15 protein-coding genes are annotated in these 20,095 nt (G+C 69.1%); 5 read left to right on the top strand and 10 right to left on the bottom strand.

Features of this window, described 5'->3' with window-relative positions; translation table 11 throughout:
• Window positions 1-80 precede the first annotated feature (80 nt).
• A complete protein-coding gene (locus WS66_RS14695; RefSeq protein ID WP_059599852.1) occupies window positions 81-332 on the top strand; it encodes an accessory factor UbiK family protein in 252 nt (83 codons plus the stop codon).
• Between the two features lie 240 nt (window positions 333-572).
• The gene (locus WS66_RS14690; RefSeq protein WP_059599851.1) at window positions 573-2,207 is read left to right on the top strand and encodes a YifB family Mg chelatase-like AAA ATPase; all 1,635 of its coding nucleotides are present in this window, start codon (window positions 573-575) and stop codon (window positions 2,205-2,207) included.
• A 333-nt stretch (window positions 2,208-2,540) separates the two neighbouring features.
• On the opposite strand, the gene WS66_RS14680 is transcribed toward WS66_RS14690, so the two are convergent.
• Window positions 2,541-3,113: a hypothetical protein gene (locus WS66_RS14680; protein WP_059599850.1), complete on the bottom strand. Its 573-nt coding sequence runs from the start codon at window positions 3,111-3,113 to the stop codon at window positions 2,541-2,543.
• A 162-nt stretch (window positions 3,114-3,275) separates the two neighbouring features.
• Between WS66_RS14680 and WS66_RS14675 the strand changes: the two genes are divergently transcribed.
• Window positions 3,276-3,812, top strand: coding sequence for a peroxiredoxin family protein (locus WS66_RS14675; RefSeq protein WP_059599849.1), 537 nt, complete (start codon window positions 3,276-3,278; stop codon window positions 3,810-3,812).
• Between the two features lie 97 nt (window positions 3,813-3,909).
• Here the strand turns inward: WS66_RS14675 and WS66_RS14670 are convergent, their stop codons facing one another.
• The 9 genes from WS66_RS14670 to WS66_RS14630 form a co-directional block, all read right to left on the bottom strand.
• Window positions 3,910-5,265 carry a sigma-54-dependent transcriptional regulator gene (locus tag WS66_RS14670; RefSeq protein ID WP_059599848.1) on the bottom strand — a complete coding sequence of 452 codons (1,356 nt, stop codon included), beginning with the start codon at window positions 5,263-5,265 and terminating at the stop codon, window positions 3,910-3,912.
• Between the two features lie 91 nt (window positions 5,266-5,356).
• On the bottom strand, window positions 5,357-7,366 hold the full coding sequence (locus WS66_RS14665; protein WP_059599847.1) for a sensor histidine kinase: 2,010 nt from the start codon (window positions 7,364-7,366) through the stop codon (window positions 5,357-5,359).
• Between the two features lie 4 nt (window positions 7,367-7,370).
• Window positions 7,371-8,660 (bottom strand): dicarboxylate/amino acid:cation symporter, encoded by a 1,290-nt coding sequence (locus WS66_RS14660; RefSeq protein ID WP_059599846.1) that lies wholly within the window; start codon window positions 8,658-8,660, stop codon window positions 7,371-7,373.
• 353 nt (window positions 8,661-9,013) lie between these two features.
• Window positions 9,014-10,711: a cation/acetate symporter ActP gene (actP, locus tag WS66_RS14655; RefSeq protein ID WP_059599897.1), complete on the bottom strand. Its 1,698-nt coding sequence runs from the start codon at window positions 10,709-10,711 to the stop codon at window positions 9,014-9,016.
• An 11-nt stretch (window positions 10,712-10,722) separates the two neighbouring features.
• Window positions 10,723-11,028: a DUF485 domain-containing protein gene (locus WS66_RS14650; RefSeq protein ID WP_059599844.1), complete on the bottom strand. Its 306-nt coding sequence runs from the start codon at window positions 11,026-11,028 to the stop codon at window positions 10,723-10,725.
• 102 nt (window positions 11,029-11,130) lie between these two features.
• Window positions 11,131-12,336, bottom strand: coding sequence for a CaiB/BaiF CoA transferase family protein (locus WS66_RS14645; protein ID WP_059599843.1), 1,206 nt, complete (start codon window positions 12,334-12,336; stop codon window positions 11,131-11,133).
• Window positions 12,337-12,366: 30 nt separating this feature from the next.
• A complete protein-coding gene (locus WS66_RS14640) occupies window positions 12,367-13,512 on the bottom strand; it encodes an acyl-CoA dehydrogenase family protein (RefSeq protein ID WP_059599842.1) in 1,146 nt (381 codons plus the stop codon).
• A gap of 14 nt (window positions 13,513-13,526) precedes the next feature.
• A complete protein-coding gene (locus tag WS66_RS14635) occupies window positions 13,527-14,723 on the bottom strand; it encodes an acyl-CoA dehydrogenase family protein (RefSeq protein WP_059599841.1) in 1,197 nt (398 codons plus the stop codon).
• A gap of 29 nt (window positions 14,724-14,752) precedes the next feature.
• Complete coding sequence (locus WS66_RS14630) at window positions 14,753-16,888, bottom strand: 3-hydroxyacyl-CoA dehydrogenase NAD-binding domain-containing protein (RefSeq protein WP_059599896.1); 2,136 nt, start codon at window positions 16,886-16,888, stop codon at window positions 14,753-14,755.
• Between the two features lie 240 nt (window positions 16,889-17,128).
• On the opposite strand from WS66_RS14630, the gene WS66_RS14625 reads away from it, so the two are divergent.
• Window positions 17,129-18,091, top strand: coding sequence for a LysR family transcriptional regulator (locus WS66_RS14625; protein ID WP_059599840.1), 963 nt, complete (start codon window positions 17,129-17,131; stop codon window positions 18,089-18,091).
• Between the two features lie 70 nt (window positions 18,092-18,161).
• Entirely contained in the window at window positions 18,162-20,054 is a 1,893-nt protein-coding gene (ggt, locus tag WS66_RS14620; RefSeq protein WP_059599839.1) for a gamma-glutamyltransferase, read from the top strand.
• The last annotated feature ends 41 nt before the right edge of the window (window positions 20,055-20,095 follow it).

The raw sequence follows: 20,095 nt of genomic DNA, 5'->3' as shown, positions 1-20,095 counted from the left end.
CACCATTTCCGGTCATGCGTGCATCATGGGCACGTATGCAACTGAAGATGCACATTTTTTGTGCAAGGAAGGGAAATCTCATGAAGCAACCCAGCGATGTTTTCAACGACCTGCAGTCGCGCGTCAGCGACCTGCTAAAAAACTCGCCGGCCAAGGATGTCGAGCGCAACGTGAAGGCCATGTTGTCGCAAGGCTTCTCGAAGCTCGATCTCGTCACGCGCGAGGAGTTCGACACGCAGGCACATGTGCTCGCCCGCACTCGCGTGCGTCTCGAGGAACTCGAGAAGCGCGTCGCGGAACTCGAGCAGAAGCTCGCAGCGCCCCAGGCCTGACGCCCCCACCCGACCGACTGGTCGGGGCGCGGGCCGCCTCGCGCGGCCCGCGCCTGCCCCCCGGAAATCAGCCAGTCGGCAAGCCGTTCCGTCGTTCTTCGCTGTTCCTCGCTCTTCGCAGTTCGTCGTTCCTCGTTCTTTTCCGCGCCACGCCGGCAGCGCGCAACGATTCCTCCGATTCCCGCGGCATGCGGCCCTGAACAGCCGTCGCCCGTCCGATTCATCTACAGGAGCCTCGCCATGTCGCTCGCCGTGGTGCGCAGTCGCGCGCCGGCGGCCGGCCGCGCGCCGGACGTCACCGTCGAAGTTCATCTTGCCAACGGGTTGCCGTCGTTCTCGATCGTCGGCCTGCCTGATCTCGAAGTCCGCGAAAGCCGCGAGCGCGTGCGCGCCGCGCTGCAGAACTGCGGATTCGACTTCCCCGTCAGGCGTATCACCGTCAATCTCGCGCCGGCCGACTTGCCGAAGGAGTCGGGCCGCTTCGACCTGCCGATCGCGCTCGGCATCCTCGCCGCGAACGGCCAGCTCCCGGCCGACGCGCTGGCCGGCCGCGAATTCGCGGGCGAACTGTCGCTGACCGGCGCGCTGCGGCCGATGCGCGGCGCGTTCGCGATGGCGTGCGGCGCCGCGCGCGACTGGCGCGCGGGTCATGCCGAAGCGCAACTCGATTCCGGCGCCCGTTTCAGTTTCGATTCCAGCGGCCATGCCGGCGTCGACTGCGTCGCGATATCCGGCGAGACAGCCCCGTCGCGCCCGCCCGAGCTGTACCTGCCGCTCGACAGCGCGGCCGAGGCCGCGCTGGTGCCGGGCGTCACCGTGTTCGGCGCGCCCGACCTCCCCGCGCTGTGCGCGCACCTGGCCGGTGCGCCGGATGCCCGGCTCGCGCCGGTCGCGGCGCCCTGCCTCGACGGCGTGCCGGCGCCGGCCGCGCCCGATCTCGCGGACGTCGTCGGCCAACGCGGCGCCCGGCGCGCGCTCGAAGTCGCGGCCGCCGGCGGGCACCACATGCTGATGATCGGGCCGCCCGGCGCCGGCAAGTCGATGCTCGCCGCGCGGCTGCCCGGCCTCCTGCCGCCGCTGACCGACGACGAGGCGCTGACGTCGGCCGCGCTCCTTTCCGCGAGTCGCATCGGCTTCTCGCCCCCGCAGTGGCGGCGGCGCCCGTTCCGCTCGCCGCACCATTCCTCGAGCGCCGCCGCGCTGGTCGGCGGCCGCAACCCGCCTCAGCCGGGCGAGATCACGCTCGCGCACCTCGGCGTGCTGTTTCTCGACGAGTTGCCCGAATTCGACCGGCATGTGCTGGAAATGCTGCGCGAACCGCTGGAAGCGGGCCGCATCACGATCTCGCGCGCGGCCCAGCAGGCCGACTTCCCCGCCGCATGCCAGCTGATCGCCGCGATGAATCCGTGCCCGTGCGGGTGGCACGGCGATCCGTCCGGGCGCTGCCGCTGCACGCCGGATGTCGCCACGCGCTACCTGCGCAAGCTGTCGGGCCCGTTGCTCGACCGGATCGACATCCAGATCGACCTGCCAGCGCTGTCGCCGGCCGAACTCGCGTCGCGCGCGACGGCACCGGGCGAGCCGAGCGCGGCGGTCGCCGCGCGGGTCGCCCAGGCGCGTGCGTTGCAGCTCGAGCGGCAGGGCAAGACCAATCACATGCTGAGCGGCCGCGAGACCGACGACCTGTGCCGGCCGACCGACGACGGCGAGAGGCTGCTGCGCGAGGCCGGCGAGCGCTTCGGCTGGTCGGCGCGCGCGTATTTCCGCGTGCTGAAGGTCGCGCGCACGATCGCCGACCTGGCCGGCGACCCGTTGCCGACGGCCGCGCAGATCGCAGAAGCGATCCGCTACCGGCGTGCGCTCACGGCGCTGTGAGCGCCTTCGGAGGACAAAATGCGGCTGTCAAGACTTGACTTATGCACAATTTCACGAACCCGGCCCCAGATCACCCTGCACGGCCGCCCTTTCATCTAGAAATTCATATCCCTTTGTTTTTATTGATTTTTCACAAGGGAAGCGTGAACTGTCAAATGCGCCGGAGGGCCGTCCGGCGCGGCTTTGCGGGAGATTCGGTCAACTTTTCAACAAAGTTATCCACATGCGCTGTGGATAGCCGAAAAATCCCCGCAAAATCCGGCGATTAGCGTCGAAAGCTACGAATGAACTTTCAATTGCCACAGGAGTCGGAGGCGCCCTCGCCGGCCGCGGTCAGTCGAGTTTGAACGAGCCGAAAAACTGGTCGATCTGTTCCTGCGCGAGCGGCCGGTCGGCGATCGCGACGGCCTGGTACGCGTGCCGGCCCCGCGCCACGAGCCGCGCCACGATTGTCTTGTGGGAATGGTCGCCGCCGCTGGCCGCGCCCGCGACGCGCAGTTCGAGCCCGTTTACCGCACCGCCGGCCGCGAGCGGCACCGGCACCGAGGCCGTCTCTGGCACGCCTTCGAGATTGCGCGACAACCCGGCCCGCAGGAACTCGAGCGCCGCGCGGCGCGTATCGTCGCGATCGTCGGGCAGCGTCAGCGTGCCGACCGCGAACACCGCGCCGTCGACGTGCGCGGCCTGCATCCGCATCGGCATCGACGCACCGCCGACCGCCACCGGCTGATCCTCGACGGTCGGCTTCGCCGGCAGGTCGATCGTGTAGCCGGCGTCGTTGTGCAGCGTACGCCAGTCATATGACGGCGAGCACGCGGCCAGCGCCGCGCTCACGCACGCGAGCGCGGCGAAGTGTCGCAGGGGGCGAAAAAGGGGGCGCAACGAATGGAGAACTTCCTTCGGCATGGCAGTGATGGGGACAGGCAAAACGCCATTATCCGCCGAAGCCGACGCCCGGTATGCGTGGCGGCCGCCGGTGCATGCGCCGCATTCGCGCTAAAATGAGCGCCGAATTTCGACGTCCTTTGCATCGATCCGCGTCATCGACCGACTCCGAGAGCACCGCAGATGAACACCACGCCTCCCGCCCAGCGCCGCACCGGCCCCGCCCGCTATATCGTCGCGGCCGTCGTCGTCGCGGCCATCGCCATTGCCGGCTTCTTCGCGTTCAACGGCAAGTCCACCGTGCCGGACGCCACGTTCACGCTGCTGTCGGGCCAGAAGGTGTCGACGGCCGGCGACCTGAAAGGCAAGGTCTACCTCGTGAATTTCTGGGCGACGAGCTGCGCGACCTGCATGCAGGAAATGCCGCAGATGGTCGATACCTACAATCGCTTCAAGGGCCAGGGGCTGGAATTCGTCGCGGTCGCGATGAACTACGATCCGCCGATGTACGTCGCGAACTACGCGCAGACGCGCCAGCTGCCGTTCAAGGTCGCGCTCGACGACGGCAGCGTCGCGAAGCAGTTCGGCAACGTGCAGCTCACGCCAACGACCTTCGTCGTCGACAAGGACGGCAAGATCCTGAAGCGCTACGTCGGCGCCCCGCAATTCGCGGAACTCGACGCGCTGCTCAAGAAGGCGCTCGACGGCAACGCGGCCTGAGCGCCGCACGACAGGACTCGCGGGGGCGCCCACTGCGCCCCGCTCCGCACCACGGACCGCCCGACCGGCCAGCCCGGTTCCGCGGTCCGTCTCTTTTTCAGCGCTCGGTTTCGCCTTTCGCCGACAGCCCGTAGCGCTTCATCTTCTCGTACAGCGTCGCCTTGCCGACATGCAGGCGATCGGCTGTCGCCGCGACCGCGCCGCCCGTCTGGTTCAGCGCCTCGGCGATCACCGCGCGCTCGAACTGCTCGATGCGCTCCTTCAGCGTCTGGTCGCTCTGCGCATCGTCGTCGCCCGCGCCGGCTTCCTGCGGCATGTCGGCGACGCCGAGCACGAAGCGGTCGGCCGCGTTGCGCAGCTCGCGCACGTTGCCCGGCCAGTCGCGCTGCATCAGGCTCGCGCGCTGCCGGTCGGTCAGCACGGGGGCCGGCCGCCCGTAGCGCACGGCCGCGTCGAGCATGAAGTGCTCGAACAGCGGCACGATGTCCTCGCGGCGCTCGGCGAGCGGCGGCAGCGCGATCGTCACGACGTTGAGCCGGTACAGCAGGTCGCGCCGGAACGTGCCGGCCGCGACGAGTTCGCTCATGTCGCCTTTCGCGGCCGCGACGACGCGGCAGTTCACGCGGATCGGCTGGTTCGAGCCGAGCCGCTCCAGCACGCCGTCCTGCAGCACGCGCAAGAGCTTCACCTGCAGCGCGAGCGGCATGCTTTCGATTTCGTCGAGGAACAGCGTGCCGCCGGATGCGTATTCGAGCTTGCCGACGCGGCGTTTCGCGGCGCCGGTGAACGCGCCGGGCTCGTAGCCGAACATCTCCGACTCGAACATCGGCTCGGGCAGCGCGCCGCAGTTCACCGCGATGAACGGCTTGTCGCGACGCGGCGACAGCTCGTGCAGGCTGCGCGCGATCAGCTCCTTGCCGGCGCCCGTGTCGCCGTTGATCAACACCGATGCGTCGGTCGGCGCGACGTTCGCGATCAGCTTGCGCACTTGTTCGATCGCCGGGCTGCGGCCGATGATGCGCGGCGCGACGATGTTCTGCCCGGCCAGCTCGCGCCGCAGCGCATGGTTCTCGAGCACGAGCTCGCGCCGCTCGAGCGCGCGGCGCACGGTCTCGATCAGCCGCTCGGCCGCGAACGGCTTCTCGATGAAGTCGTACGCGCCGTCGCGCATCGCCTGCACGGCCATCGAGATGTCACCGTGGCCTGTGACGAGGATCACCGGCACGTCGGGCACGCGCTCGCGGCACTGCGCGAGCAGGTCGAGCCCGCTTGCGCCGGGCAGCCGGATGTCGCTGACGATCGCGCCGGCGGTTTCCGCGACGATCGCCTTGTCGGCCGCCTCGGCCGATTCGAACCCGACGACGTCGAACCCCGCGAGCTGGAGGCTCTGCACGCTCGCCCGGCGAACGAGCGCATCGTCTTCGATATAGATCACTTGCAGCCGGTTGGCCATCTTGGTCACTTGCTCCTGACAGGCCGCGCGGCGCGGGTGCGCGCGGCTCTCGTTGATGCCGGTCGTGCGGCGAACGGGTTTGCGGCGGGTCCTAGTGCGAGCCCGCCGGCTCGGACACCGAGTCCGGATGATGCGTGCGCGCGCGCCGCAGCGTCAAGACGAACAGCGCGCCGCCGGACGGTGCATTGCGCGCGGTCAGCGCGCCGCCCGCGTCGCTCGCGATCGACGACGAGATCGCCAGGCCCAGCCCGAGCCCGCGCCCCATTTCCTTGGTCGTGAAGAACGGCTCGAACAAGCGTGGCAGCAAGTCGGGCGCGATGCCGGAGCCGTTGTCGCGTACCTCGATCGCGAGCGTCGCGACCGACACCGCGATCGTCACTTCGATTGCCGGTGCCGCGACGCCGGCGACCGCGTCGAGCGCGTTGCCGAGCAGGTTGATCAGCACCTGTTCGAGACGCAAGTCCTCGCAGCGGGCGACGAGTTCCGGATAGTCGCACGCGAGGTCGAGCGGCGCATCCTGCGCGGGCGATACGGTCGCATCCTGCAGCGTCAGCGTGAGCGCGACGCCGTGCAGCCGGTCGCCGAGCAGCGACAGCACGCTGCGCAGCGCGCGCACGACGAGCGCCCGTTCGTTGCGCGGCTTCGCGCGGCCGACGAACAGCTTCAGCTGGTTGGTGATCTTGCCCATCCGCTCGGTCAGCGCGGCGATCGCCTCGAGGTTCTCGCGCGCGGCCGCCTGCTCGCCTCGATCGAGCAGCACGCGCGTATTGTCCGAGAAGCTGCGCAGCGCCGCGAGCGGCTGGTTCAGTTCATGCGTGATGCCGGCCGCCATCTGGCCGAGCGCGGCGAGCTTGCTCGCCTGGATCAGTTCGTCGTGCGCGGCGCGCAATTCCTGTTCCGCGCGGATCCGGTCGCCGACTTCCTTCTGCAATTGCTCGTTCGCCTCCGACAGGTCGGCCGTGCGCTCCTCGACGCGCCGGTTCAGCTCGGCATACGCCTGCTGCAGCAGTGCGCGGCCGCGGATCATCTCGCGCACGCGTGCGCGGCGCATGCGCCAGTAGAACGCGAGCAAGGCGACCGACACGAAGCCGAAGCCGGTGACGATCGTCGCATTGCGCGCGTCGGCGTCGATGGGCGCGATCGGCGCGAGCGTCACCAGCAGCCAGTCGGGTTCGCCGATCCGCCGCTTGCTGGCGAGGAAGCGCGGCGCGCGCAGGCCGGGACCGAGACGCACGATCTCCGCGTCGGCGTCGAGCACCTGCTCGACGCGCAGCGGCAGTGGCGTGACGGGTTGCTGCGCGTACTGGCGCGTCTCGTAGATCGACGCGGCGACAGGCCCCGTCAACGGATGCAGCGTGTGGTATTTCCAGGCGGGCACGGACGACAGGAACACGACGCCGTGATCGTCCGCGACGACGAGCGGCTCGGACGCGTCGGCACCCTGGAACCATTCGAGGTTGAGCTTCACGACGACGACGCCCGCGATCCTGCCGTCGCGCCACACCGGCTGCGAGATGTAGTAGCCGGGATCGCGCGAGATCGTGCCGATCCCGAAGAAGCGGCCGACCTGGCCGCCCATCGCATCGATGAAATACGGACGAAACTGGTATCCGGTCCCGACGAAGCTGTCGGGCGCGCGCCAGTTGCTGGCGGCGACGCACAGGCCGTCCGCGCCGATCACGTAGGTGACGGTCGCGTGCGCGTGTTCGTTGAGGTCTTCGAGATAGCGGTTCGCGCGCGCGGTGAAATCGGCGCGCTTCGGCTCGGCGAGCAGGTCCAGGACGTACGGGTGGCTGCCGAGCAGATAAGGCAGCGACTCGTAACGGTCGAGCGTGCTCTTGAGCGCGTTGGTGGTGCGGTCGGCCCGCACCGCGGCGTTGCGCTGCAGCTCGGCGACGCCGCGCCGCCACGTGATGGTCCACGTCAGCGCGCACGCCGCCGCGAGCGCGGCGGCAAGCATGACGAGGATGAGCAGGCGGCGCTTCACGGACGTGACTTCCTGGCGATGCGGATCGCCTATTGTGTCATAGGGCTCCATATCGCCGCCCGGGCCGCCGCGCGGCGCACCGCCCGCGGGCGGTGCCGCCGCCTGCTCATTCATGACGTCAGACGCCGGCCGTCTCGGTCGTCGCGACCTCGCCGCCGCCCTTCAGCGCCTGGCGCAGCTTGTTGCGGTCGAGCTCCTTTTCCCAGGCCGACACGACGACGGTCGCAACGCCGTTGCCGACGATGTTGGTCAGCGCGCGGCATTCGCTCATGAAGCGATCGATGCCGAGGATCAGCACCATGCCCGACAGCGGGATCGTCGGCACGACGGCGAGCGTCGCGGCGAGCGTGATGAAGCCCGCGCCCGTGACACCGCTCGCGCCCTTCGACGTCAGCATCGCGACCGCGAGCAGCGTGAGCTGCTGCATCCACGTCAGCTCGATGTTGGTCGCCTGCGCGATGAACAGCACGGCCATCGTCATGTAGATGTTGGTGCCGTCGAGGTTGAACGAGTAACCGGTCGGCACGACGAGGCCAACCACCGAGCGCGAGCAGCCGGCCTTCTCCAGCTTTTCCATCAGCTGCGGCAGCGCGGCTTCCGACGAGCTCGTGCCGAGCACGATCAGCAGCTCTTCCTTGATGTACGACACGAAGCGGATGATCGAGAAGCCCGTGGCGCGTGCGATCGCGCCGAGCACGACCAGCACGAACACGACCGCGGTCAGGTAGAACGTGCCGATCAGCTTGAGCAGCGGCACCAGCGAGCCGACGCCGTACTTGCCGATCGTGAACGCCATCGCGCCGAACGCGCCGATCGGTGCCAGCTTCGTGACGATGTGCACGATGCCGAACAGCACGCGCGTGAAGCCGTCGATGAAGTCGGTCACGACCTTGCCGCGCTCGCCGAGGTGCGCGAGCACGCTGCCGAACAGCAGCGCAATCAGCAGGATCTGCAGGATCTCGCCCTGCGCGAACGCATCGACCATCGTGTTCGGGATGATGTGCATCAGGAAGTCGACCGTCGACTGCCCGTGCGCCTTCGCCGCGTACGACGCGACGGCCTTGCCGTCGAGCGTCGCCGGATCGATGTTGAAGCCGACGCCCGGACGCAGGATGTGCGTGGCCGCGAGGCCGAGCAGCAGCGCGAAGGTCGACACGATCTCGAAGTACAGCAGCGCCTTGCCGCCGACGCGTCCGACCTTCTTCATGTCCTCCATGCCGGCGATGCCGGTGACGACCGTACAGAAGATGATCGGACCGATCACCATCTTGATCAGCTTGATGAAGCCGTCGCCGAGCGGCTTCATGTCGGTGGCGAGCGCCGGGTAGAAGTGGCCGAGGATCACGCCGACGACGATGGCGAAGATCACCTGCACGTAGAGCACTTTGTAGAAGGGTTTCTTCTTCACGATGGTTCCTGCTGAAGTAGATGAGCCGATGGAAACGGCGTCACGCGCGCGGACGAATGTGTCAGGGGAAAAGTTACTCGCCCGCGCGGCTGCCGTGCCGCAACAAGCGATGCCTCAGGACGTCCGGAGGGAGTGGAAGGCAGTGGTCATCGATTGTCTCCTTGGTTTAATAGTCGGCCGGGGGATGGCCGTGCTTTTCATATTGCAAGGTCGATGCCAGGTGTCCGGAACCCCTCAAGCCGTTGTTTTCATTGTATTTCTCATAATGCGGCAGGCAAGGAAATCCGGGATTCCGGATTTCCGGAAAACATCCGTCCGGCGATCCGGACGGATGGGGCATTTCATCTGACGAATCAGTGCTGCACGGCTTCACCGGCCAGCACGCCCGTCTGCGCATAGAACTCCTGCCGCGCGAAGGCCTCGCGTTCGCGCCGCGCGCGCTCGCCGCGGTCCGCGAGCGAGCCGACGACGATCCCGAAGAACGCGAGCGGCACCGACACGAGCGCCGGGTTGTCGAGGAACACCGGCGCATGCGCGTGGTGCAGCACGTCGACCCACACCGACTTCGACAGCACCGTGAGCGCCACCGCCGACGCGAGGCCCAGGCCGCCGCCGAGCACCGCGCCGCGCGTCGTCATCCCGCGCCAGAAGATCGACATCGCGAGCACCGGGAAATTCGCGCTGGCGGCCACCGCGGCGACGAGGCCGACCATGAACGCGACGTTCACGTGCTCGAAGAGGATCGACAGCGCGATCGCGACCGCGGACAGCCCGATCGTCGCCGCGCGCGAGATGCGCATTTCCAGCCGCTCGTCGGGCTTGCCGCGCGCCCACATCTGCGCGTACAGGTCATGCGAGATCGTGGTCGCGCCGGCGAGCGTCAGCCCGGCGACCACCGCGAGGATCGTCGCGAACGTGACGGCCGCGATGAAGCCGTAGAACCAGTTGCCGCCGACCGCCAGCGCGAGCTTCACCGCCACCATGTTGGAGCCGCCGAGCAGGTCGTGCGTCAGGTTGAAGGTGCCGTTCGCGCCGAGTCGGAAGAATTCCGGATGCTGCGCGAGCAGCACGATCGCCGAGAAGCCGATCACGAACGTGAGCAGGTAGAAGTAGCCGATGAAGCCGGTCGCGTAGAGCACCGACTTGCGCGCCTCCTTCGCGTTCGGCACCGTGAAGAAGCGCATCAGGATGTGCGGGAAGCCGGCCGTGCCGAACATCAGCGCGATGCCGAGCGACAGCGCGTTGGCCGGATCGCGGATCAGCTTGCCGGGCCCCATGATGCCGAGCGCGCCCGGATGCACGGCCACCGCACGGCGGAACATCTCGTCGATGCTGAAGCCGAATTCGGCGAGCGCGAGCAATACGAGCAGCGTCGCACCGCACAGCAGCAGCACGGCCTTGATCACCTGCACCCAGGTGGTCGCGGTCATCCCGCCGAAGAACACATAGACCACCATCAACACGCCGACGATCAGCTCGGCCGTGCCGTACGACAGCCCGAACAGCAACTGGATCAGCTTGCCCGCGCCGACCATCTGCACGACCAGGTACAGCACGACGATCGTCAGCGCGTTCGCGGATGTCAGCAGCCGGATCGGCCGCTGCGCGAAGCGGTACGCGACGACGTCGACGAACGTGAACTTGCCGAGGTTGCGCAGCGGCTCGGCGATCAGGAACATCACGAACGGCCAGCCGACCAGGAAGCCGATCGAGTAGATCAGTCCGTCGAAGCCGAACATGAACACCATCCCCGACAGTCCGAGGAACGACGCGGCCGACATGTAGTCGCCCGCGATCGCGAGCCCGTTCTGCAGCCCGGTGATGCCGCCGCCGGCCGTGTAGAAGTCGCGCGTCGAGCGCGTGCGGCGCGCGGCCCAGCGCGTGAGCGCGAGCGTCGCGAACACGAACGCGAAGAACATCGCGATCGCGACCGGGTTCAGCTCGACCTTGTCGGGCATCGGCCCCGCGACGGCGCTCGCGTGCGCGGTGGAGGGGGAGGTGGAGAAAACGAGAACGGCCAGCGCGCCGAGCGCGCTCGAGATGCGTCGCATGTCGGCCTCCGTCACGAACGTTGCAGGATCGCGTCGACGCGGCGGTCGAACGCACGGTTCGCGCGCAGCACGTAGCACGCGGTCAGGCCGATCGCGACCAGGATGATCGCGACGCCCGCGACGATCCCGACCGTGGTCGTCGCGCCGCGGTACAGCGGCGCGGCCAGCACGTGCGGCGCGAGCGCGACGAGCAGGATGAAGCCGTAGTAGGTGGCGATCATCAGCGCCGTCAGCGTGAAGCTGAAGCGGCGTCGCGCACGCACGAGCTGCTGGTAGTCACGGCGCGCCGTGACCGATTCGATGAAGGAATGCTGCATGGTGTCTCCAATGTCCCCTCGTCGTTCGCGAGGCGTGTCTTATGGATGGTCGGCGCGCGTCGACTGCTCCGCCCGCGCCGCGGCGGCAATACATGAAACGCGCTACACGACGCGATCCGCACGCAGCCGCACCAGGTCGTCCGGCGACAGCCCGAGCCAGCTGCCGAGCACGTCGTCCGTATCGGCGCCGAGTACGGGCGGCGCACCGCGCACCGGCAGGCGCGCGCCGTCGAAGCGATACGGCGGCGCGAGCACGTCGACGCCGCCCGCGACCGGATGCGGCTGCCGCGTGACGAGCCCCGCGCGGGTCGCGCGCTCCGACGTCAGCGCGTCGTGCAGCCCGAGCACCTCGCCGCACGGAATGCCCGCATCGGCGAGTGCCGCGAGCAGCATCGCGCGCGGCCGCCGCGCGAGCTCGCCGCGAATCTCCGGCAGCAGCGCGGCGCGGTTCTCCGAACGGCCGAGGTTGGTCCTGTAGCGGTCGTCCGCGGCGAGGTCGGGCCGCTCGATCGCGTCGCAAAAACGCGCGAACTGCGTGTTGTTGCCGACCGTGATCACGAGCGGACCGTCGGCCGCGTCGAACACGCCGTACGGCACGATCGACGGATGCGCGTTGCCGTAGCGCGGCGGATCCTCGCCCATCAGCAGCGCGTCGAGTCCGTAGTACGCGGTGATCATCAGCCCGCAGTCGAACAGCGCCATCTCGATGCGCCGCCCGCGCCCCGTCGCGTGGCGCTCGTACAGCGCGGCGAGGATCGCCTGCGCCGAATACATGCCGGTGAACAGGTCGACCGCCGCGACGCCGAATTTCAGCGGCGGCTGGCCGGCCTCGCCGTTCAGCGCCATCAGCCCCGCCTCGCCCTGCACAACGAGGTCGTAGCCGGGCCGCGCGGCCTCCGGGCCCGAGCGGTCGTAGCCGGAAATCGCGCAATGCACGAGCCGCGGATTCAATTCGGCCAGCGCGTCGTAGCCGAGGCCGAGCTTCTCCGCGCCGCCGAACTTGAAGTTGTGGATCAGCACGTCGGCCTGCGCGGCCAGCTCGCGCGCGATGCGCTGCCCTTCTTCGGTCTGCAGGTCGACGCAGATCGACCGCTTGCTCCGGTTCACGCTGTTGAAGTAGGTCGTCTCGGTCTCGCCGATCCGCAGCCCCCAGTCGCGCGTGTCGTCGCCGCGCACCGGATGCTCGACCTTGATCACGTCCGCGCCGAAATCGGCGAGCACCATCGCGCTCCACGGGCCCGCGAGCACGCGCGAGAAATCCAGCACCTTCACGCCGGCCAGCGGCAATGCGTGCGGGTCGTTCGTCATCCTTGTCTCCTCCATTCGCGTCGTATGCCTTTACTGTTTCGACAGCGCGATGTAGCGCGCGAGATGGTGATCCTCGTCGCCGAGCTGGTGATCGATCATCACGAGCCGCTTCGCGTAATGCGACAGCGGCAGCTCCCACGTCATCCCGATCCCGCCGTGCAGCTGAATGCTTTCCTCGGCGACCAGCGTGCCGATCCGGCCGATGCTGTATTTCGCCGCCGCGAGCGCGCGCTCGCGCACCACACGCGGCGCATCGAGCTGCGCGGCCGCATTGATCACCGCCGAGCGCGCCTGCTCGACTTCGAGCAGCAGATCGGCCATCCGGTGCTGCAGCGCCTGGAAGCTGCCGATCGGCAGCCCGAACTGCTTGCGCGTGCGCAGGTAGTCGAGCGTCGCGTCCTTCGCGACGTCCATCGCGCCGAGCGCCTCGGCCGACAACGCGAGCAGCCCGTAGCCGAGCACGCGTTCGAGTAGTGCCGCCCCCGCTTCGCCGTCGAGCGCATCCGGCGCGCCGAGCGCGGCATCGGCCGGCAGCGCGACACGCTCGAAGCGCACTTCTGCCGCGCGGCCGCCGTCGATCTTCCGGTAATCGCGCAGCGACACGCCCGGCGTGTCGGCCGGCACGACGAACAGGCCGATGCCCGCCGCGTCGTCGTCGCGCCCCGACACGCGCGCGCTGACGACGAAGAACGCCGCCTGCGCGGCCTGGTCGACGACGCCCTTCGCGCCCGTCAGCACCCAGCCGTCGCCGGCACGCTCGGCGCGTGTGCGCACGGTCGTCAGTTCGTAGTGCGAGCCCGGCTCGTCGTGCGCGAACGCGGCGCTCGCGCGGCCGTCGATCAGCGCGGCAAGCCGTTCACGATGCGCGTGGCCGCCGGCGAGCGACAACGCGCGGCCCGCGAGCAGCGCGCCGAGGAACGGCTCGACGACGAGCCCGCGCCCGAGGCATTCGAACACCACGGCGATGTCGAAGCCCGCGCCGCCGAAGCCGCCGTCGGCTTCGGGAAACAGCGCGCCGACCGCGCCGAGTTCGGCGAAGCGCTGCCACATCGCGCGATCGAAGCCGTCGGCCGACTGCGCGATACGGTCGCGCACCGGGAACGCATACTGTTCGGCGATGAAGCGGTTCAACGTGTCCGCCAGCATCCGGCGGTCTTCTGTGTGCTGGAAATCCATCGTCGCGTCCCTCGTTACAGCCCGAGCATCATCTTCGCGATGATGTTCTTCTGGATCTCGTTCGAGCCGCCGAAGATCGACAGCTTGCGGTTGTTGAAGTACTGCTGCGCGGCGCTCGCGGCGCCGTCTGGGCCGACCGGCTCGCCGTCGTGATCGGCGTCGAGCGCCTCCTCGATGAACGGCTGCGCGTATGGCCCCATCGCGCGGCGCATCAGCGCGGTGATTTCCTGGCGGATCTGCGTGCCGCGGATCTTCAGCATTGAGCTTTCCGCGCCCGGCACGCCGCCGCCCGCGACCGCGGCCAGCACGCGCAGGTTGGTCGTGCGCATGTTCTCGAGCTCGATCTCGACGCGGGCGACGCGCGCCGCGAAGAACGGATCGTCCGCGAGCGGCCGGCCATGCTTCGTCACCTTCGCGGCCACCGCGCGCAGGCGGTCGAGCGCGGCCGTCGAGAAGCCGATTCCGGCGATGTTGGTGCGCTCGTACGTGAGCAGGTATTTCGCGTAGGTCCAGCCGCGGTTCTCTTCGCCGACGAGGTTCTCCACAGGCACGCGCACGTCGGTGAAGAACACTTCGTTCACCTCGTGCTCGCCGTCGAGCGTGATGATCGGGCGCACTTCGACACCCGGCGTGGTCATGTCGATCAGCAGGAAGCTGATGCCCTCCTGCTTGCGCACGTCGGTCGCGGTGCGCACGAGGCAGAAGATCATGTTCGCGTAGTGGCCGAGCGTGGTCCACGTCTTCTGGCCGTTCACGACGTAGTGGTTGCCGTCGCGCACCGCGCTCGTCTTCACCGACGCGAGATCGGAACCGGCGCCCGGCTCCGAATAGCCCTGGCACCACCAGTCGGTGCCGTCGAGAATGCGCGGCAGCCAGTGGCGCTTCTGCGCTTCGTCGCCGTACTTGATCAGCACGGGCCCGAGCATGTTGACGCCGAACGGGACGATGCGCGGCGCGCCGGCGAGCGCGCATTCGTTGTCGAACAGAAATTTCTGCGCGACGCTCCAGCCGGGGCCGCCGTACTCGCGCGGCCAGTGGCTCGCGAGCCAGCCGCGGGCATTCAGGATTGCGTGCCATTCGCGCATGTCGTCGCGCGTCAGATGCAGGCCGCCCTTCACCTTGCGCGCGGTGCGCGCGGGCAGTTCGGCGGCGAGAAAGCGCTGCACTTCGGTGCGGAACGCTTCCTCTTCGGGAGTGAAATCGAGGTCCATCGTGAGTCCGTTGCGAATGCGGTGGGCGTTCAGTCGATACGGTTCAGGCTTGCGAAATCCGCGCCACGCTCGACCAGCTCGACGATCAGCGGCGAAGGCTTCCAGAACAGCGGATCCTCCTTCGCGAACGCGCGGATGTCGGCGAGCACGTTCGCGAGGCCGACCGTGTCCGCGTAGTGCATCGGGCCGCCGCGATAGCGCGGGAAGCCGTAGCCGTACAGAAACACCGCGTCGACGTCGAGCGGGCGCAGCGCGATCTTCTCGTGCACGACGTTCGCGCCTTCGTTGATCATCGCGGCGAGGTAGCGGCGCATGATCTCGTCGTCGGTGAACGTGCGCGGCGCGATGCCCTTCTTCGCGCGCTCGTCGGCGACGATCGCCTCGACTTCCGGGTCCGGCGTGCCGACGCGCGCGCCGTCCGGATACAGGTAGTAGCCGCGCGCGGTCTTCTGCCCGAACCAGCCGCGCTCGCACAGCCGGTCGGAAATCTCCACGTAGCGCGCGCGCGGGTCGCGCGTCGCCGCGCGGCGCTTGCGGGTCGCCCAGCCGATGTCGCCGCCCGCGAGGTCGACGACCTGGAACGGCCCCATCGGGAAGCCGAATTCGCGCACCGCGCGATCGATCTGATACGGCGACGCGCCGTCTTCCATCAGGTAGTCGGCGGCGGTGCGATAGACCGCGAGGATCCGGTTGCCGATGAAGCCGTCGCACACGCCGGCGCGCACCGGCGTCTTCTTCAGCTGTTTGGCCAGCGCGAACGCGGTCGCGACGACATCCGCACTCACGCGCGCCGGCACGACGATCTCGAGCAGCTTCATCACGTTGGCCGGCGAGAAGAAATGCAGGCCGATCACGTCGGACGGCCGGTCGACGCTGGCGGCCAGCTCGTCGATGTCGAGATACGACGTGTTGGTCGCGAGCACCGCGCCCGGCTTGCACACGCGCGAAAGTTCCGCGAACACCGCCTTCTTCACGCCCATGTCCTCGAACACGGCTTCGATGACCACGTCGGCCTGCGCGAGCGCGTCATACGAGGTGCTGCCCTTGAAGCGCGCGAGCCGCGCCGCGTGCGCGGCCGGCGTCATCCGCCCCTTCGCGACAAGGCCGTCGTACACCTTCTCGACATGCGCGCGGCCGCGCGCGAGCGACGCTTCGTCGCGCTCGATCATCGTCACGGGCAGCCCGGCGTCGAGCGCCGCGACCACGATGCCCGCGCCCATCGTGCCGCCACCGACCACGCCGATCCGCTCGACCGCACGCGCGCTCGCTCGGCGCGCCTCGGGTGCCTTGGCCGCCTCGCGTTCCGCGAAGAATGCATGCACGAGGCCCGCGCGCTGCGGGCTGTCGATGCATTGCAGGAACAGGCCGCGTTCGAGCTTCATCCCCGCGTCGAACGCCAGCGTGAGCGCGGCCTCGACCGCATCGACGATCTTCGCCGGCGAGAACAGGCCGCGCGACTTCTTCGGCAGGTCGGCGCGCGCCGCGTCGATCGCGGCCTGCGCGGCCGCGCGATCGGCAAGCCCCTGCGCATCGCGCGTGCGCCGCGCCGGCGCGCCGAGCGACACGAGCTCCTGCGCATAGGCGAGACCTTCGGCGAGCGTGTCGTCGCTGTGCGCGACGCGATCGACGAGGCCGAGCGCGAGCGCTTCGTCGGCGCTTGCGTGACGCCCCGTCAGCATCAGGTCGAGCGCGGCCTTCGCGCCGATCAGGCGCGGCGTGCGCTGCGTGCCGCCCGCGCCGGGCAGCAGGCCGAGCGTGACTTCGGGAAGGCCGAGCTTCGCGCCGGGCACCGCCAGCCGGTAATGCGCGGCGAGCGCGACCTCGAGGCCGCCGCCGAGCGTCGCGCCGTGCAGCGCCACCACGACCGGCTTCGCGCTCGACTCGATCCGCTCGCACACGTCCGGCAGCGACGGCGGCACCGGCGGCTTGCCGAACTCGCGGATGTCGGCGCCCGCGATGAAGTTGCGGCCGGCGCCGACGATCAGCACCGCACGGATCGCGTCGTCGGCCTGCGCGGCGTCGAGCGCGTCGGCGAGACCGCGCCGCACGTCGGCGGACAGCGCGTTGACGGGCGGATGGTCGATCGTGACGACGAGCACCTTGTCGCGCCGTTCGCGCGTGACGGTGCCGGCTCGGGATGGTTCGGTGGAAGCGGGTGAATTCATCGTGTCTCCAGTGCGGTGCGCCGCGCGGGCGGAACCGGTCGTCGGGCCGGCGAGCGGTGCCGGCTCCCGAGCCGGGTGCCGCGCGGCGGGAAACGATCCGGCGTGTTTGCCGGGCATGACTCGATTCTCGATTGATCGAGATTTATTGACAATTCCCGCGCGCCTTTACAAGCTGTCAAGTCTGACTTGACATTGAATGTTTTCGGACCGTTAAACGGGCCGGATCGGGAGACACCGGGCATGGACCTGAACGCGCTGACGCTGCTCGTCGAGATCCTCGATGCGGGCAATCTGAGCAAGGCCGCGCAGCGGCTCAAGATGAGCCGCGCGAACGTCAGCTACCGGCTGAACCAGCTCGAACGCTCGATCGGCCAGCAGCTCGTGCGCCGCACGACGCGCCGCATCGAGCCGACCGAGATCGGGCTGAAGCTGTACGAGCACGGCCGGCGCATCCGCAACGAACTGCTCGCCGCGCAGGAATCGGTGACGACGCTCGGCCAGGACCTGCAGGGCCGCGTGCGGCTGTCGGTGCCGAGCGGCTACGGGCAGATGGTGATGTCGGAGTGGCTGCTCGCGTTCAAGCGCCTGCATCCGGGCATCGTGCTCGACGTCGTGTTCGAGAATCGCGTGGAGGACCTGATGCGCGACGAAGTCGACATCGCGATCCGCGTGATGTCCGAGCCGCCTCAGAACCTCGTCGCGCGCGACATGGGCGCGGTGCGCTACGTCGCGTGCGCGTCGCCCGCGTTCGCGGCCGAGCACGGGATGCCCGCGAGCCTCGAGGCGCTGGCCGCCGCGCCGGTCGTCACCGCGACGGTGCTGGGGCGGCAGCTGCGGATCGCCGCGTATCTCGGCGACGAGCGCCACGAGGTGCTGCTCGAACCCACGCTGATTTCGGAGAACTTCCTGTTCCTGCGCCAGGCGATCCTCGCCGGGATCGGCGTCGGCATCGTGCCCGACTACGTGATGCAGGACGACATGCGGCGCGGCATCGTCGTCACGTCGCTCGACGCGTACCGGCTCAGCATCTTCGGCACGCACATGTACATGCTCTACATGCCGAACCGGCACCACACGCGCGCGACCGCGACGTTCATAGAGTTCATCCTCGAACAGGCCGGAAAGACCGGCCGGGGCGGGCCGGACGGGATGCGTCAGGGTTTCCTGTCGGGTGACAACCCGCCGGCCGCGCGGCGACAATAGCGCGCCGCCCGTGCGGAGCGCGTGCCGCGCACACGCTGCCTCCTTCGAATTCACTGTTGCCGAGGGTTCAATGTTCGACCGGATTCGTCCGCATTCGCGTCCCTGGACGCCCGTTGCCGCGCTCGCGCACGTCACGCTCGCCGCGCTCGTCACGTTCAGCGCCGGCTGCACGTCCCCGTCCGCGCCGTCGGGCGCCGTCGTCCCGGTCGCCGCCGCGTCGGGCGCCGCGGTGCCGCTGCCCGGCGTGCATGCGCCGGAACAGTCGTCCGGCTGGACCGACAAGCCGGGCTGGACCTCGCAGCACTTCATGATCGCGGCCGCGAACCCGCTCGCGACGCAGGCCGGCTACGAGATGCTGAAGGCCGGCGGCACCGCGATCGACGCCGCGATCGCGACGCAGATGGTGCTCGCGCTCGTCGAGCCGCAATCGTCGGGGATCGGCGGCGGCGCGTTCATGCTGTACTTCGACGGCCGTGCGACGCAGGCGTACGACGGCCGCGAAACCGCGCCGGCCGCCGCGACCGACCGCCTGTTCTACGGGCCGACCGGCCAGCCGATGGGCTTCTACGAAGGCGTCGTCGGCGGTCGCTCGGTCGGCACTCCGGGCGTGCTGCGCATGCTCGACGCCGCGCACCGTGCGCACGGCAAGCTGCCGTGGCGCCGGCTGTTCCAGCCCGCGATCCGGCTCGCCGAGCACGGCTTCACGATCAGCCCGCGCCTGGCGATGCTGATCGCGAACGACCGGTACCTGAAGAACGACCCGGCCGCGCGTGCGTACTTCTACAACAAGGACGGCACGCCGAAGACGGCCGGCACGGTGCTGAAGAACCCCGCGCTCGCGACCGTGCTGCGCCAGATCGCCGACCGCGGCGCGAACGCGTTCTACACCGGCGCGATCGCGCGCGACATCGTCGCGAAGGTGCGCAAGCACCCGACCAACCCGGGCCTGCTGTCGCTGCAGGATCTCGCACACTACAAGGCGAAGGTGCGCGCGCCGCTGTGCGCCGACTACCGGCGCTCGGTGGTGTGCGGGATGCCGCCGCCGTCGTCGGGCGGCCTCGCGGTCGCGCAGATGCTCGGCATCCTCGAGGCGATGCCCGACTGGCAGCAGATCGGCGCGCAGAAGCCGGTGCGGACCGAGCTGGGCTACGAGCCGACGCCGTTCGCCGCGCACCTGTTCAGCGAGGCCGGACGCCTCGCGTATGCGGACCGCGCGCGCTATGTCGCCGATCCCGATTTCGTGCCGCTGCCGGGCGGCAACTGGGCGAGCCTCACCGACAAGACCTATCTCGCGCAGCGCGCGCGCCTGATCGGCGACACGAGCATGGGCGTCGCGCAGGCCGGCACGCCGCAGGGCGCGACGCTCGCGCTGGCCGACGACCGCAGCCCCGACCTGCCGTCGACGTCCGACATCGCCATCGTCGACCGCTACGGCCAGGCGCTGTCGATGACGACCAGCGTCGAGGACGCATTCGGCTCGCGGCTGATGGTGCGCGGTTTCATGCTGAACAACCAGCTCACCGATTTCTCGTTCGTGGCGAGCGAGAACGGCCGGCCCGTCGCGAACCGCGTGCAGCCGGGCAAGCGGCCGCGCTCGTCGATGTCGCCGGAACTCGTGTTCGACAAGAAGACGAAGCAGGTGACGATGATCGTCGGTTCGGCCGGCGGCCCCGCGATCATCAACCACGTCGCGAAGACGCTGATCGGCGTGATGGACTGGGGGATGACGATGCAGCAGGCGATCGCGCTGCCGAACCTCGGGTCGATGAACGGGCCGACGCAGCTCGAGCGCGGCCGCGTGTCGGACGCGCTCGTCGACGGGCTGAAGGGGCGCGGGCACGACGTGCAGGTCGTCGAGATGAATTCGGGACTGCAGGGGATCCAGCGGCTGAACGTGCAGGGGCAGACGGTGTGGTTCGGCGGCGCCGACCCGCGGCGCGAAGGGATCGCGATGGGGGATTGAAGGCAGCCGGCAGAGGCGGCGCGCATGCGCCGCCTGCTGCG

It is taken from the genome of Burkholderia sp. LA-2-3-30-S1-D2, from assembly GCF_001523915.2.
Classification (GTDB): domain Bacteria; phylum Pseudomonadota; class Gammaproteobacteria; order Burkholderiales; family Burkholderiaceae; genus Burkholderia; species Burkholderia diffusa.
This window is presented reverse-complemented; position numbering and strand designations above follow the sequence as displayed.

Bases quoted from the DNA above. Each gene is read 5' to 3' on its own strand.
- WS66_RS14695 (WP_059599852.1), top strand. From the start codon at position 81: ATGAAGCAACCCAGCGATGTTTTCAACGACCTGCAGTCGCGCGTCAGC.
- WS66_RS14690 (WP_059599851.1), top strand. From the start codon at position 573: ATGTCGCTCGCCGTGGTGCGCAGTCGCGCGCCGGCGGCCGGCCGCGCG.
- WS66_RS14680 (WP_059599850.1), bottom strand. From the start codon at position 3,113: ATGCCGAAGGAAGTTCTCCATTCGTTGCGCCCCCTTTTTCGCCCCCTG.
- WS66_RS14675 (WP_059599849.1), top strand. From the start codon at position 3,276: ATGAACACCACGCCTCCCGCCCAGCGCCGCACCGGCCCCGCCCGCTAT.
- WS66_RS14670 (WP_059599848.1), bottom strand. From the start codon at position 5,265: ATGGCCAACCGGCTGCAAGTGATCTATATCGAAGACGATGCGCTCGTT.
- WS66_RS14665 (WP_059599847.1), bottom strand. From the start codon at position 7,366: ATGAATGAGCAGGCGGCGGCACCGCCCGCGGGCGGTGCGCCGCGCGGC.
- actP (WP_059599897.1), bottom strand. From the start codon at position 10,711: ATGCGACGCATCTCGAGCGCGCTCGGCGCGCTGGCCGTTCTCGTTTTC.
- WS66_RS14650 (WP_059599844.1), bottom strand. From the start codon at position 11,028: ATGCAGCATTCCTTCATCGAATCGGTCACGGCGCGCCGTGACTACCAG.
- WS66_RS14645 (WP_059599843.1), bottom strand. From the start codon at position 12,336: ATGACGAACGACCCGCACGCATTGCCGCTGGCCGGCGTGAAGGTGCTG.
- WS66_RS14640 (WP_059599842.1), bottom strand. From the start codon at position 13,512: ATGGATTTCCAGCACACAGAAGACCGCCGGATGCTGGCGGACACGTTG.
- WS66_RS14635 (WP_059599841.1), bottom strand. From the start codon at position 14,723: ATGGACCTCGATTTCACTCCCGAAGAGGAAGCGTTCCGCACCGAAGTG.
- WS66_RS14630 (WP_059599896.1), bottom strand. From the start codon at position 16,888: ATGAATTCACCCGCTTCCACCGAACCATCCCGAGCCGGCACCGTCACG.
- WS66_RS14625 (WP_059599840.1), top strand. From the start codon at position 17,129: ATGGACCTGAACGCGCTGACGCTGCTCGTCGAGATCCTCGATGCGGGC.
- ggt (WP_059599839.1), top strand. From the start codon at position 18,162: ATGTTCGACCGGATTCGTCCGCATTCGCGTCCCTGGACGCCCGTTGCC.